Annotated in this window: 9 protein-coding genes and 1 pseudogene; 8 read left to right on the forward strand and 2 right to left on the reverse strand. The window is 70.4% G+C overall.

Going from position 1 to position 14,167, the window contains the following annotated elements; all coding sequences use genetic code 11:
* Positions 1-12 precede the first annotated feature (12 nt).
* Together OG611_RS15890 and OG611_RS15895 are read left to right on the forward strand one after the other, a co-directional pair.
* Positions 13-3,003, forward strand: coding sequence for a bifunctional [glutamine synthetase] adenylyltransferase/[glutamine synthetase]-adenylyl-L-tyrosine phosphorylase (locus tag OG611_RS15890; RefSeq protein ID WP_266420075.1), 2,991 nt, complete (start codon positions 13-15; stop codon positions 3,001-3,003).
* Positions 3,004-3,212: 209 nt separating this feature from the next.
* Complete coding sequence (locus tag OG611_RS15895) at positions 3,213-3,386, forward strand: hypothetical protein (RefSeq protein ID WP_266420077.1); 174 nt, start codon at positions 3,213-3,215, stop codon at positions 3,384-3,386.
* A 31-nt stretch (positions 3,387-3,417) separates the two neighbouring features.
* Here the strand turns inward: OG611_RS15895 and OG611_RS15900 are convergent, their stop codons facing one another.
* Together OG611_RS15900 and OG611_RS15905 are read right to left on the reverse strand one after the other, a co-directional pair.
* Complete coding sequence (locus OG611_RS15900) at positions 3,418-4,377, reverse strand: phosphatase PAP2 family protein (RefSeq protein ID WP_266420080.1); 960 nt, start codon at positions 4,375-4,377, stop codon at positions 3,418-3,420.
* A 130-nt stretch (positions 4,378-4,507) separates the two neighbouring features.
* A complete protein-coding gene (locus OG611_RS15905; RefSeq protein ID WP_266420082.1) occupies positions 4,508-5,545 on the reverse strand; it encodes a LacI family DNA-binding transcriptional regulator in 1,038 nt (345 codons plus the stop codon).
* Between the two features lie 358 nt (positions 5,546-5,903).
* Here OG611_RS15905 and OG611_RS15910 point away from each other — a divergent pair, with 358 nt between their 5' ends.
* The 6 genes and pseudogenes from OG611_RS15910 to OG611_RS15935 all read left to right on the forward strand — a co-directional run.
* The gene (locus tag OG611_RS15910; RefSeq protein WP_266420085.1) at positions 5,904-7,178 is read left to right on the forward strand and encodes an extracellular solute-binding protein; all 1,275 of its coding nucleotides are present in this window, start codon (positions 5,904-5,906) and stop codon (positions 7,176-7,178) included.
* 19 nt (positions 7,179-7,197) lie between these two features.
* Positions 7,198-8,217, forward strand: coding sequence for a carbohydrate ABC transporter permease (locus OG611_RS15915; RefSeq protein ID WP_266420088.1), 1,020 nt, complete (start codon positions 7,198-7,200; stop codon positions 8,215-8,217).
* Positions 8,214-9,107: a sugar ABC transporter permease gene (locus OG611_RS15920; RefSeq protein WP_266420091.1), complete on the forward strand. Its 894-nt coding sequence runs from the start codon at positions 8,214-8,216 to the stop codon at positions 9,105-9,107. Before OG611_RS15915 ends, OG611_RS15920 begins: the two co-directional genes overlap by 4 nt.
* A gap of 339 nt (positions 9,108-9,446) precedes the next feature.
* The gene (locus OG611_RS15925) at positions 9,447-11,123 is read left to right on the forward strand and encodes a glycoside hydrolase family 13 protein (RefSeq protein WP_266420094.1); all 1,677 of its coding nucleotides are present in this window, start codon (positions 9,447-9,449) and stop codon (positions 11,121-11,123) included.
* Positions 11,108-12,172, forward strand: coding sequence for a LacI family DNA-binding transcriptional regulator (locus OG611_RS15930; RefSeq protein ID WP_266420097.1), 1,065 nt, complete (start codon positions 11,108-11,110; stop codon positions 12,170-12,172). Before OG611_RS15925 ends, OG611_RS15930 begins: the two co-directional genes overlap by 16 nt.
* A gap of 448 nt (positions 12,173-12,620) precedes the next feature.
* Positions 12,621-14,003: pseudogene (locus OG611_RS15935) on the forward strand (alpha-amylase family protein); the annotation flags it as partial.
* Positions 14,004-14,167 lie beyond the last annotated feature (164 nt).

Below are 14,167 nucleotides of genomic sequence, written 5' to 3' on the forward strand. Positions count from 1 at the left end.
GGAGAGCACGGAATGACGACGGTGCCGGGGCGCAGGAGCAGCACGTTCACCCGACTGCTGCGGCACGGATTCACGGACCCCTCCGCCGCCGAGCGGCTCCTCGACCTGCCCGAGCTGTCGTCCGTACGCTCCGACCCGGTGCTGCTCGAAGCCCTCGGCGCCACCGCCGACCCCGATCTGGCCCTGCACGGGCTCGTCCGGCTGGTGGAGGCCGAGGAGGCGGACGAGCGGCAGATCCTCCTGGACACGCTCGTCACCGCCAAACCGCTGCGGGACCGGCTGCTCGGGGTGCTCGGGGCGTCCGAGGCGCTCGGCGACCATCTCGCCCGCCACCCCCGCGACTGGCAGGCCCTCGTCACCTACGAGGCCACCGATCTGCACCCCGGCGTGGCCGAGTTCGAGCAGGGTCTCGCCGGGGCCGACGACCCCGACTCGCTGCGCGTCTCCTACCGCCGGTGCCTGCTGGCCATAGCGGCCCGCGATGTGTGCGGTACGACGGACGTCGCCGAGGCCGCCGCCGAACTGGCCGATCTGGCCACCGCGACCCTGCGGGCGGCGCTCGCCATCGCCCGTACGGCCGCACCCGCCGACGCCGCCCAGTGCCGACTCGCCGTCATCGCGATGGGCAAGTGCGGCGGTCACGAGCTGAACTACGTCTCCGACGTCGACGTCATCTTCGTCGCGGAACCGGTCGACGGCTTCGAGGAGAGCGCGGCCGTGCAGGCCGCCACCCGACTGGCCGCGCACATGATGCGGATCTGTTCCGACACGACCGTCGAGGGCACCATCTGGCCCGTCGACGCCAACCTCCGCCCCGAGGGCCGCAACGGACCCCTGGTGCGGACGCTGTCCTCGCATCTCGCGTACTACCAGCGCTGGGCCAAGACCTGGGAGTTCCAGGCACTGCTCAAGGCCCGGCCGGTGGCCGGCGACCCCGAGCTGGGCGCGGAGTACGTCGAGGCCGTGTCGCCGCTCGTATGGCAGGCCGCGGACCGCGAGAACTTCGTCCCCGACGTGCAGAAGATGCGCCGCCGCGTCGTCGACAACATCCCCGCGGACCGCGTCGACCGCGAGATCAAGCTCGGCCCAGGCGGCCTGCGGGACGTCGAATTCGCCGTACAGCTCCTCCAGTTGGTGCACGGCCGCAGCGACGCCACCCTGCGCAGCGGCACCACACTGGAGGCCCTGCGCGCGCTCGCCGAGGGCGGCTACGTGGGACGGGTGGACGCCGCGCAACTGGACGACGCCTACCGCTTCCTGCGCGCCATGGAGCACCGCATCCAGCTCTACCGGCTGCGCCGCACCCATCTGGTCCCGGAGGACGCCCCCGATCTGCGGCGGCTCGGACGCTCCCTCGGGATGCGCACGGACCCGATCACCGAGCTCAACCAGGCGTGGAAGCGGCACGCGTCCGTGGTGCGGCGACTGCACGAGAAGCTGTTCTACCGGCCGCTGCTCGACGCCGTCGCCCAGCTCGCGCCCGGTGAGTCCCGGCTCAGCGCGAAGGCGGCCGGGCACCGGCTCGAAGCGCTGGGCTACGCCGATCCGGCCGCCGCGCTCCGGCACCTGGAGGCGCTGTCGTCCGGCGTGTCCCGCAAGGCCGCCATCCAGCGCACCCTGCTGCCGGTGCTGCTCGGCTGGTTCGCGGACTCCGCGGACCCGGACGCCGGGCTGCTCGGTTTCCGCAAGGTGTCCGACGCCCTCGGCAAGACCCCCTGGTACCTGCGGCTGCTGCGGGACGAGGGCGCCGCCGCGGAGAACCTCGCCCGGGTGCTGTCGGCCGGCCGGCTCGCCCCCGACCTGCTGCTGCGGGCCCCGGAGGCGGTGGCGCTGCTCGGTGACCCGCAGGGGCTGAAGCCGCGCACCCGGGAGAACCTGGAGCAGGAGGTGCTGGCCGCGGTGGGGCGCGCGGAGGGCGCCGAGTCCGCCGTCGCGGTGGTGCGCGGGGTGCGGCGGCGCGAGCTGTTCCGGACCACGGCCGCGGACCTCATCGGCTCGTACGGTACGGAGGACCGCCCCGCCGAGGAGGACCCGGGGGCCCTGGTCGACCGGGTGGGCAACGCCGTCACCGATCTGAACGCCGTCACGATCGGGGGCGCCCTGCGCGCCGCCGTGCGCGAACAGTGGGGGGACACCCTCCCCACCCGGTTCGCGGTCATCGGCGTGGGCCGGTTCGGCGGCCACGAGCTCGGCTACGGCTCCGACGCCGATGTGCTGTTCGTCCACTCGCCGCGCGAGGGGGTCGACGAGCAGGAGGCGGGCCGGGCCGCGAACGCGGTGGTCGCCGAGATGCGCCGACTTCTCCAACTGCCCACTGCCGACCCGCCGTTGATCATCGACGCGGATCTGCGCCCGGAGGGCAAGAGCGGACCGCTGGTGCGCACGCTGGCGTCGTACGAGGCCTACTACCGGCGCTGGTCGCTGGTCTGGGAGAGCCAGGCGCTGCTACGCGCCGAGCCGGTCGCGGGCGACGCGGAACTGGGCCGCGAGTTCATCGAGTTGATCGATCCGCTGCGCTATCCGATGGAGGGCCTGGGGGAGGACGCGGTCCGCGAGATCCGGCGCCTCAAGGCCCGGATGGAGTCCGAGCGGCTGCCGCGCGGCGCCGATCCGACGCTCCACGCCAAGCTGGGGCGCGGCGGGCTGAGCGATGTCGAGTGGACGGTCCAGCTGATGCAGATGCAGCACGGCTGGGCGGAGCCGGGGCTGCGGACGACACGTACCCGCGAGGCACTGGCGGCGGCGTGCGCGGCGGATCTCATCCCGACCGAGGACGCGCAGACACTGGACGAGGCCTGGGTGCTGGCCACCCGGGTGCGCAACGCGGTGATGCTGGTACGCGGCCGGCCGGGCGACACGTTCCCGTCCGGGCCGCGCGAACTCACCGCGGTCGGACGGTACCTGGGGTACGAGCCGGGGCATGTCGGGGACATGCTGGACGACTACCGGCGGATCACCCGGCGGGCGCGGGCGGTGGTGGAGGAGCGGTTCTACGGGGCGTGAGACGGGACGCGTACCGGCGTCACCGCGCCGCGCACCCGGGCCGCCGGGCAGGGCGTGGGGGCTTTCGCCTGGATCGGGCCGGATCGGCGTGCGTGCCGGACCCCGCGGGCCCGGCATGATCCAAACGAAAGCCCCTACGCATCGAGGACGCCATCGGCGGCGCCCCCTCCTCCATCCGGCTCTACGACGGGCACTCCGCCCTGGCTACCGTGGAGGCGCTGGGGGAGAGCGGTCGGCTCCGCCACCGCATCGAGCACATCGAGACCGTGCCGAACGGCCTGGCCGCCCGGTTCGCCGATCCGGTGGCGGCCCCGGCGGACGAGCTGGGGGAGGCGCCGGTGCGGCTCACGGTGTGCGGGGGACGCGTGGTGCACCGGGGGTGAGGTTCTGGCGGCGGACGGGCCGAATTCGCCCTCAGCGGCGGCCCGCCGCCGCGTCCGCCGCCGGGCGCCGCGGCCGGATCGGCGTACGCGCGGACAGGCCGACCAGCCGCGCCCTTCCGCGCGGCGGCGCCACCCGCTTCGGGAGATGGTGCGGCAGCGAGCCGTACCAGGCGTACGACACCGCGCAACCGAAGGCCAGGCACGCCATGCCGCCCAGCGCGTCCAGCCAGAAGTGGTTGGCGGTCGACACGATGACGACCAGGGTGACCGTCGGGTAGAGCAGGCCCAGGATGCGCGCCCAGGGCGCGGAGGCCAGCGCGAAGACGGTCAGACCGCACCAGAGCGACCAGCCGATGTGCATCGACGGCATCGCCGCGTACTGGTTCGACATGTTCTTGAAGTTGCCCGAGGCCATCGAACCCCAGGTGTGATGGACCAGCACGGTGTCGATGAAGTGGCCGCCGTTCATCAGACGGGGCGGTGCCAGCGGATAAAGGTAGTAACCGAGCAGCGCCACGCCCGTGGTCGCGAACAGGGCCAGCCGGGCCGCCGCGTAACGACCGGGGTGGCAGCGGAACAGCCAGACCAGCACACAGACGGTGACGACGAAGTGCAGCGTCGCGTAGTAGTAGTTCATCGAGACGATCAGCCATGTCGCGGAATTCACCGCGTGGTTGACCGTCTGCTCCACCGCGATGCCCAGGTGGTTCTCGGCCGACCAGATCCGGTTGGCGTTGCGCAGGGCCTCGGTCCGCTGCTCCGGGACGGAGTTGCGCACCAGCGAGTACACCCAGTAACTGGCCGCGACGAGCAGGATCTCGAACCAGATGCGCGGCCGGCGGGGGGAGCGGAGGTGACGCAGTCTCGCCGGGTGGCTGTTGCGCCGTCCGGTGTTCCACTCGGGGTTCGCCGCGGGGGCCGCCTCGTCCACGATGGGTGACGGGGTGGCCTCCGGTCGGCCTTCCTGTGACGTCACGCTCAATTCACCCATAGGCACAGAGTCTGCCAGAAAATGCCCCTCCGCCCGTTGATCCTCCGGCCGGGTCCGGGCCGCACGTCAGGAGTGCCGGAAGCGCGTGCTCGAACTGCGTGCCGGGAACGGGCGTGGGATCCTGGGCGGGTCAGGCGGTGGCGGCCGGAGCGGGCCCCGGGCCAGCGGCCGTTGAACCGCGAACGACCAGTTCGGGCATGAAGACGAACTCGCTGTGCGGGGCGGGCGTGCCGCCGACCTCCTCCAGGAGCGTGCGCACGGCGGCCTGGCCCATCGCCGTCACCGGCTGACGAATCGTGGTCAGCGGCGGATCGGTGAACGCTATGAGCGGCGAGTCGTCGTAGCCGACCACCGACAGATCGCGCGGTACCTCCATCGACAGCCGGCGGGCGGCCCGGATCGCGCCGAGCGCCATCATGTCGCTCGCGCACACCACCGCCGTGCAGCCTCGCTCCATCAGCGCCGACGCCGCGGCCTGTCCACCCTCCAGAGTGAACAGCGAATGCTGGATCAGCTCCTCCACCTCGTCCGGCGCGAGGCCCAACTGCTCCTGCACGGTGGCGCGGAAGCCCTCGATCTTGCGCAGGACCGGCACGAACCGCTTCGGGCCGACCGCCAGACCGATCCGCTGATGGCCCAGTGACACCAGGTGCGTCACCGCGAGCCGCATCGCGGCCCGGTCGTCCGGAGAGATGAACGGCGCCTGGACCTTCGGCGAGAAGCCGTTGACCAGGACGAACGGGACACCCTTGGCGCGCAGTTGTTCATAGCGCTGCATATCGGCCGAGGTGTCGGCGTGCAGCCCGGAGACGAAGATGATGCCCGCGACGCCGCGGTCGACCAGCATCTCGGTCAACTCGTCCTCGGTGGAGCCGCCGGGGGTCTGGGTCGCCAGCACCGGCGTGTAGCCCTGCCGCGTCAGCGCCTGGCCGATGACCTGGGCCAGGGCGGGAAAGATGGGGTTCTCCAGCTCGGGTGTGATCAGGCCCACCAGTCCCGCGCTGCGCCTGCGCAGCCGTACGGGCCGTTCGTAGCCGAGAACGTCGAGCGCGGCGAGAACGGATTCGCGGGTGGCCGCTGCAACACCGGGCTTGCCGTTCAGTACGCGGCTGACCGTCGCTTCGCTGACCCCCGCCTGAGTTGCGATATCGGCAAGCCGTGCGGTCATGGAAGTGGACTGTACCGGGCGTATGTCGGATTGCCCACCATGTGCAGGAATCGGACGACCGTACCCGTGCGGCGGTCAGGGGTGGATTCCCGGCAACATCTTGCAAGGTCTTGCGAGCCGGGTTTGCGAACGGCGGTCGGATCGTCACACCACAGGGGCCGAGGGCTGTGGCCTGCCGTTGCCAGGGGGTGGCGTCGGCCGTCAAGGGGCTTGACGGCAACCGTGAGGACACGCGAATGTAACGATCGTCGGCGCTTGCAGAAATCTTCCGCAAACTCTTTCGGCGTTCTTTCATCCTTGTTACGTTCTCGTCGACCCGGCGCCGCGACGGAGCGGTACGGCAGTTGAAGGAGTTCAGATGCGACGTGGCATAACGGCCACCGCCCTGGTCGCGACCCTGGCGTTCGCGGCGACCGCCTGCGGCAGCGACAGTGAGTCCGACGGCACGAGCAAGGGCTCGGGCGAGCTCTCCGGCACCGTGACGTGGTGGGACACCTCCACCGCGGGCAGCGAGGACAAGGTCTTCAAGAAGATCGCCGAGGACTTCACCAAGAAGCACCCGAAGGTCCACGTCAAGTACGTCAACGTGCCCTTCGGCGACGCGCAGAACAAGTTCAAGAACGCGGCCCAGTCCGGCTCCGACGCCCCCGACGTCATCCGCTCCGAGGTCGCCTGGACCCCCGAGTTCGCCGACCTCGGCTACCTGGCCCCGCTCGACGGCACCGCCGCGCTGACGAACCCGGACGACTTCCTGAAGCAGGCCGCCGCGTCCACCAAGTACAAGGACAAGACGTACGCGGTGCCGCAGGTCATCGACTCCATGGGCATCTTCTACAACAAGAAGATCTTCAAGGATGCCGGTGTCAAGGTCCCCGAGACCGTCGACGAGCTGAAGACCGTCTCCAAGAAGATCAAGGACAAGACCGGCAAGTCCGGTATGTACCTGCGCGGCGACGACGCCTACTGGTTCCTCTCCTTCCTGTACGGCGAGGGCGGCGACATGGTCGACGCCTCCACCAAGTCCGTCACCATCGACAACCCCGAGGGCGTCAAGGCGATGAAGGTCGTCAAGGACCTCGTCGACTCGGGTGCCGCCAAGACCGATGCCACGGACGGCTGGGAGAACATGCAGGCGTCCTTCAAGGACGGCAAGGTCGCCATGATGATCAACGGCCCGTGGGCCGTCGCCGACACCTTCACCGGCAAGGAGTTCAAGGACAAGGTCAACCTGGGCATCGCCCCGGTCCCGGCCGGCTCCGCCGCGCAGGGCGCCCCGCAGGGCGGTCACAACCTGGCCGTCTACGCGGGCTCCAAGAACCTGGACGCCTCCTATGCCTTCGTCGACTACATGACGTCCGCGGAGACCCAGGCCAAGGTCACCAAGGAGCTGAGCCTCCTGCCGACCCGCACCTCCGCCTACGCCAGGCAGGACGTCGTCGACAACGAGATCGTCGGCTTCTTCAAGCCCGTCGTCGAGACCGCCGTCGAGCGCCCCTGGATCCCCGAGACCGGCAGCCTCTTCGCCCCGCTCGTCACCGAGTACACCAAGGTCCTCACCGGCCAGACCACGCCGGAGAAGGCCACGAAGACGACCGGCGACTCCTACCGCAAGCTCCTCAAGGGCTGGAAGTAACAGGAAGGCAGGCCGGCTGATGGCTGTCCACACCGGCCAGTCGGTGGCGAAGGCCGCAGGCGACGACGTCGTCGCCCGCGGCCGGAGCCGCGGTACTGGCAACCCCCCGCCGCCGAGCAGGATCCGACGCGCGCTGTCGACCCACTGGTACGCCTGGACCATGGTCGCCCCGGTCGTCGTCGTGATCGGCGTGATCATCGGCTATCCGCTGGTCCGCGGCATCTACCTGTCGATGACCGACGCCAACGAGCGCAACGTCGAACGGTCCATCGGTGTCAACCACATGCCCGCCACGTACGAGTTCGTAGGCCTGGACAACTACACCGACGCGCTCACGGGCAGTCAGTTCCTCGACACGCTCGGCTGGACCCTGGTGTGGACGGTCTCCTGCGTGACCATCACCTTCTGTCTCGGGATGGCCCTCGCCAACATCCTCAACCGCCGGATCGCCGGGCGCTCCGCGTACCGGATGGCGCTCATCCTGCCCTGGGCCATCCCCGGCTTCGTCTCCGTCTTCGCCTGGCGCTTCCTCTACAACGAGGACCGCGGGCTGCTCAACAAGATCCTCTCCGGCGGCGGGATCGACGGCATACCGTGGCTGAACGACCCCACCTGGGCGAAGCTCTCCGTCATCGCCGTCAACGTCTGGCTCGGTGTGCCGTTCATGATGGTCGCCCTGCTCGGCGGACTGCAGTCGATCCCCAGCGAGCACTACGAGGCCGCCGAGATGGACGGCGCCACCGCCTGGCAGCGGTTCCGCCACATCACGCTGCCCGGACTGCGGCCGGTCTCCACCACAGTGATCCTGCTCTCCACCATCTGGACCTTCAACATGTTCCCGGTGATCTACCTGCTGACCCGCGGCGGACCCGGTGAGGCCACCCAGATCCTGGTCACCCAGGCGTACAAGTTCTCCTTCGAGATCAGCCCGCGCGACTTCGCGCAGTCCTCCACCTGGGGCGTACTGATCCTCGTCCTCCTGATGATCTTCGCCGCCGTCTACCGGCGAGTCCTGCGCACCCAGGGAGACGACTGGTGACCACCGCCCCCGCAACCACCGCCCCGGCCGCCTCCGCCCGGAGCACCGCGCGCAAGGTCCGGCTGCGCGGCGAGCGTTCGCCGATCGCCTCCGTCGCGCTGCACCTCACGCTCATCGTGGCGTCCGTGATCGCCGTCTTCCCCGTGCTGTGGGTCCTGCTCACCTCGCTGAAGCCCGCCGCGTACGCGACCACCACGGACTTCTTCAAAGAGACGACGTTCGAGAACTACACGAACCTGATCCAGAACACGAAGTTCCTCACCTGGTTCGGCAACTCCGTGCTCGTCGCGGGGCTCACCACGCTTCTCGGCGTCATCGTCTCCGCCTCCACCGGCTACGCCGTCAGCCGCTTCCGCTTCCCGGGCAAGCGCGGGCTGATGTGGACGCTCCTGATCACCCAGATGTTCCCGGTCGCCGTCCTCATCGTGCCGATCTACAACATCATGGCGGGCATGGGGCTGCTCAATCAGCCGGCCGGCCTCGTCATCACCTACCTCACCATCTCGGTGCCGTTCTGCGCCTGGATGATGAAGGGCTTCTTCGACACCATCCCGCGCGAGATCGACGAGTCGGGCCAGGTCGACGGCCTCACCCCGTTCGGCACGTTCTGGCGGCTCATCCTGCCGCTCGCCAAGCCCGGCCTCGCCGTCACCGCGTTCTACTCCTTCATCACCGCGTGGGGCGAAGTGGCGTACGCCTCCGCCTTCATGGTCGGCGAGGACAACCTCACCCTCGCGGGCGGACTGCAGCTCTTCGTCAACCAGTACGGAGCCCAGTGGGGGCCGATGACCGCCGCGTCCGTGCTGATCGCGATACCCGCGGCCCTGGTCTTCCTCTTCGCCCAGCGCCACCTGGTCACCGGCATGTCCGCCGGAGCCGTCAAGGGCTGAGGGGCTGTCGGGTGACCTCCAATCGGACAGCCACGGTCTGGCACGCACTCCCCCAAGGCATTGAGGGCCAGGAGGACCCCCACCCGCGTTGCCGAAATGCCCTAGTAGCTCCTTCCCCGAACTCTCAACTTCGTTCGAGCAGGGGAGGCCCCGTCCGAGGACATCCCGGCGCCTTGGAATCGCATGCACCAGACCGCGTGCGCTTTCCGATCGGAGGTCACCCGACAGCCTCTGAGCCGGAACGCTCCCGCACGACCCGCACGCACCAAGTCACGGCGGTCCGCCGGTGTCCCGACCCGGTCCCGGCGCCGCTTCCCACCCCGACACCTCAGGGATGACATGACCCAGCACCTCGCTGCCCCCTCCACCGGCACGTCCGGCGACGCTCCGGCCCACCAGACCGGCTGGTGGCAGGACGCGGTGATCTACCAGGTCTACCCACGGAGCTTCGCCGACGGCAACGGCGACGGCATGGGCGATCTCGCAGGCGTACGCGGCAGACTCCCGTACCTCAAGGACCTCGGTGTGGACGCGGTGTGGCTCAGCCCGTTCTACGCGTCCCCGCAGGCCGACGCGGGTTACGACGTCGCCGACTACCGTGCCATCGACCCGATGTTCGGCACCCTGCTGGACGCCGACGCGCTGATCCGGGACGCCCACGACCTGGGCCTGCGGATCATCGTGGACCTGGTGCCCAACCACTCCTCGGACCAGCACGAGTGGTTCAAGCGCGCCCTCGCCGAGGGCCCCGGCTCCGCGCTGCGCGAGCGCTACCACTTCCGCCCCGGCAAGGGCGCGGACGGCGAACTGCCGCCCAACGACTGGGAGTCCATCTTCGGCGGCTCCGCGTGGACCCGCACCACCGACCCGGACGGCACCCCGGGCGACTGGTACCTCCACCTCTTCGCGCCCGAGCAGCCCGACTTCAACTGGGAACACCCGGCCGTCGCCGACGAGTTCCGGTCGATCCTGCGCTTCTGGCTCGACATGGGCGTCGACGGCTTCCGGGTCGACGTCGCCCACGGCCTCGTCAAGGCCGCCGGCCTGCCCGACCTCGGCAGCCACGACCAGCTCAAGCTGCTCGGCAACGACATCATGCCGTTCTTCGACCAGGACGGGGTGCACGAGATCTACCGCTCCTGGCGCACCATCCTCGACGAGTACCCCGGCAACCGCATCGCCGTCGCCGAGGCCTGGACCCCCACCGTCGAGCGCACCGCCAACTACGTACGCCCGGACGAGATGCACCAGGCGTTCAACTTCCAGTACCTCTCCACCGCCTGGGACGCGGCCGAGCTCCGCAAGGTCATCGACACCTCGCTCGACGCGATGCGTCCGGTCGGCGCCCCCACCACCTGGGTGCTCTCCAACCACGACGTGACCCGGCACACCACCCGGTTCGCCAACCCGCCCGGCCTCGGCACCCAGATCCGTGAGGCCGGCGACCGCGAGCTGGGCCTGCGCCGGGCCCGCGCCGCCACCCTGCTGATGCTGGCGCTGCCCGGCTCCGCGTACGTCTACCAGGGCGAGGAGCTCGGCCTGCCCGACGTCACCGACCTGCCCGACGAGGTCCGTCAGGACCCGTCGTTCTTCCGCGCGGAGGGCCAGGACGGCTTCCGCGACGGCTGCCGGGTGCCGATCCCGTGGACCCGCGACGGCAGCTCGTACGGCTTCGGCGACGGCGGCAGCTGGCTGCCCCAGCCCGAGGGCTGGGGCGAGCTGAGCGTCCAGGCGCAGACCGGCACCGCCGGTTCCACGCTGGAGCTGTACCGGTCCGCGATCACCGCCCGCCGGGCGCACCCCGGGCTCGGCGCCGGAACCGCGGTGGAGTGGCTCAAGGCCCCCGAGGGCCTGCTGATCTTCGCCCGCCCCGGCTTCGTCTGCACCGTCAACACGACGGGTCGCCCGGTGCGCATCCCGGTGCGCGGCACCGTGCTGCTGTCCAGCAGCCCGGTCGTCACCGACGGCGCCGAGATCGAGCTGCCCGCGGACACCACGGTGTGGTGGACGGTGTGACCGTCCCCCTGCCCAGAGGCCCCGGGACCGGCGGTGCGCCGAGGCTCTCGGACATCGCCGGTCAGGCAGCGGTCAGCGAGGCGACCGTCAGCCGGGTGCTCAACGGGAAACCGGGCGTCGCGGACCCCACGCGTCAGCGGGTGCTCGCGGCGCTGGACATCCTCGGCTACGAACGTCCCGTGCGGCTGCGCAGGCGCAGCGCCGGGCTGATCGGGCTGGTGACGCCCGAGCTCACCAACCCGATCTTCCCGGCGTTCGCGCAGTCCGTCGAGCAGATGCTGGCCGGGCACGGCTACACCCCGGTGCTCTGCACCCAGCTGCCCGGCGGCGCCACCGAGGACGAACTCGTCGAGCAGCTCGTCGAGCGCGGCGTCGGCGGGATCGTCTTCCTCTCCGGGCTGCACGCCGACATGTCGGCCGACCCGGCCCGGTACGCCGCGCTCACCGACCGCGGCGTGCCGTTCGTCCTGATCAACGGCTACAACGAACGGATCAGCGCCGCGTTCGTCTCGCCCGACGACTCCGCCGCCGTGCGGATGGCCGTCGGGCACCTCGCCGACCTCGGCCACAGCAGGGTCGGTCTGGCGATCGGGCCGCAGCGCTACGTGCCGTCCCGCCGCAAGCGCGAGGGCTTCCTCGATGCCGCGGTGAACCTGCTGGGCCTGGACCGCGCCGAGGCCGAACTCCTGGTCTGCCCCACGCTGTTCAGCGTCGAGGGCGGACAGGTCGCGGCGGGTGCGCTGCTCGACCAGGGCTGCACGGGCATCGTCTGCGGCAGCGACCTGATGGCGCTGGGCGTGGTGCGTGCGGCCCGGGAGCGCGGGCTCGGCGTGCCGCGCGACGTGTCGGTGGTGGGCTTCGACGACTCGCAGCTGATCGCGTTCACCGATCCGCCGCTGACGACGGTGCGTCAGCCCGTGCAGGCGATGGCGGCGGCAGCGGTGAGCGCCCTGCTGGAGGAGATCGGCGGCAGCCCGGTGCAGCGTACGGAGTACGTGTTCCAGCCGGAGCTGGTGGTACGGGGATCCACCGCGGCGCTCCGGCTCTGAGAGGCAGCCCGGTCCGAAGTCACCCGACAGCCTCTGAGGCCCGAGGGACCGTTCCGGGCGTACAGGAGAGGCACCGGGAGTCGGCCCGGAATGGGCCTGCGGGGAGTGAGCGACCCCGGGTGCCTCTCTTGTGCGTGACCGGCCCGGCCGGCCGGGCGCGTGGGGTCCGGGGGCACCGGAACCCCCGGCCGACCGGACCGGAGTCGGGAGAAACGTAACAGCGCTGCAATGTTTTGCGTAAGTACTTGCAGGAAGAAAACTGCCGTATTTCCTGGATGCGAGCGGACCGTGTCCAAAGGGTTGACCAGCGACTGACGGGCTCGTACGGTCTGCGTCGCGGCAAGGTTTGCATTCTTGCAGCAAGAACCTTCAGGAGCCTTGAGGGCAGGGCGCGTTGCCACGTGAGGCTGCACCGTCACCCGCATTTCCCCCCACAGCAGGAGGAAACATGGCACGCAGACCACTGTCCGCGGCGCTCGCCCTGGCAGCAGGCGTCGCCGCCCTCGTGGCCCCCACCACGACCGCCCAGGCCGCCGGCCCCGGAGACAAGGACGTCACCGCCGTCCTCTTCGAGTGGAAATTCGACTCCGTGGCCAAGGCCTGCACGGACTCCCTCGGCCCGGCCGGTTACGGCTACGTACAGGTCTCGCCGCCCCAGGAGCACATACAGGGCAGCCAGTGGTGGACCTCGTACCAGCCCGTCAGCTACAAGATCGCCGGGCGGCTCGGCGACCGTGCCTCGTTCGCCGCCATGGTCGGCACCTGCCACGCCGCCGGCGTCAAGGTCGTCGCCGACTCCGTCATCAACCACATGTCGGCCGGATCGGGCACCGGCACCGGCGGCTCCTCGTACACCAAGTACGACTACCCCGGCCTGTACTCCGCGCCCGACATGGACGACTGCACCGCGCAGATCAGCAACTACCAGGACCGCGCCAACGTCCAGAACTGCGAACTCGTCGGCCTCGCCGACCTGGACACCGGCGAGGACTATGTACGCGGCCGGATCGCCGCCTACCTGGACGACCTGCGCTCCCTGGGCGTGGACGGCTTCCGGATCGACGCCGCCAAGCACATGCCCGCCGCCGACCTGGCGAACATCAAGTCACGGCTGAGCGACCCGAACGTCCACTGGAAGCAGGAGGCGATATACGGCGCGGGCGAGGCGGTCTCGCCCGACGAGTACACCGGCACCGGGGACGTCCAGGAATTCCGCTACGCCCGTGGCCTCAAGCAGGTCTTCAACAACGAGAACCTCGCCCATCTGAAGAACTACGGCGAGGGCTGGGGCTTCATGCCGTCGTCGAAGGCCGCGGTCTTCGTCGACAACCACGACACCGAGCGCGGCGGCGACACGCTGAACTACAAGGACGGCGCGAACTACACCCTCGCCAATGTCTTCATGCTCGCCTGGCCGTACGGCTCGCCCGACGTCCACTCCGGCTACGAGTGGTCCGACAAGGACGCGGGCCCGCCCAACGGCGGCACGGTGAACGCCTGTTACAGCGACGGGTGGAAGTGCCAGCACGCCTGGCGCGAGATCTCCTCCATGGTCGGCTTCCGCAACACGGCGCGCGGCGAGTCCGTCACCGACTGGTGGGACGACGGCGGGGACCGGATCGCGTTCGGCCGCGGCTCCAAGGCGTACGTCGCGATCAACCACGAGGGCTCCTCGCTGACCCGTACGTTCCAGACCTCACTGCCTGCCGGTGACTACTGCGACATCCAGTCCGGCAACGGCGTCACGGTGAACGGCTCGGGCCAGTTCACCGCGACTCTGGGCGCGAACACGGCGGTGGCACTCCAGGTGAACGCCCGCGCTTGCGCGGGCACCACCGGCTGACCGGGGCGACCGGGGGCGGGGGCGCACCAGGGCGATCCCCGCAGGACGGCGCAGCACGAGGGCGGCCCGCCCGCGGTGCGGGACGAGCCCGCGTCGTCCGAGGAGACGCCCCGGTGGGCCCCCGCCCCCACCCCGCCACCCCGACGAAGTCC

The sequence above is a fragment of the Streptomyces sp. NBC_01363 genome, assembly GCF_026340595.1.
Classification (GTDB): domain Bacteria; phylum Actinomycetota; class Actinomycetes; order Streptomycetales; family Streptomycetaceae; genus Streptomyces.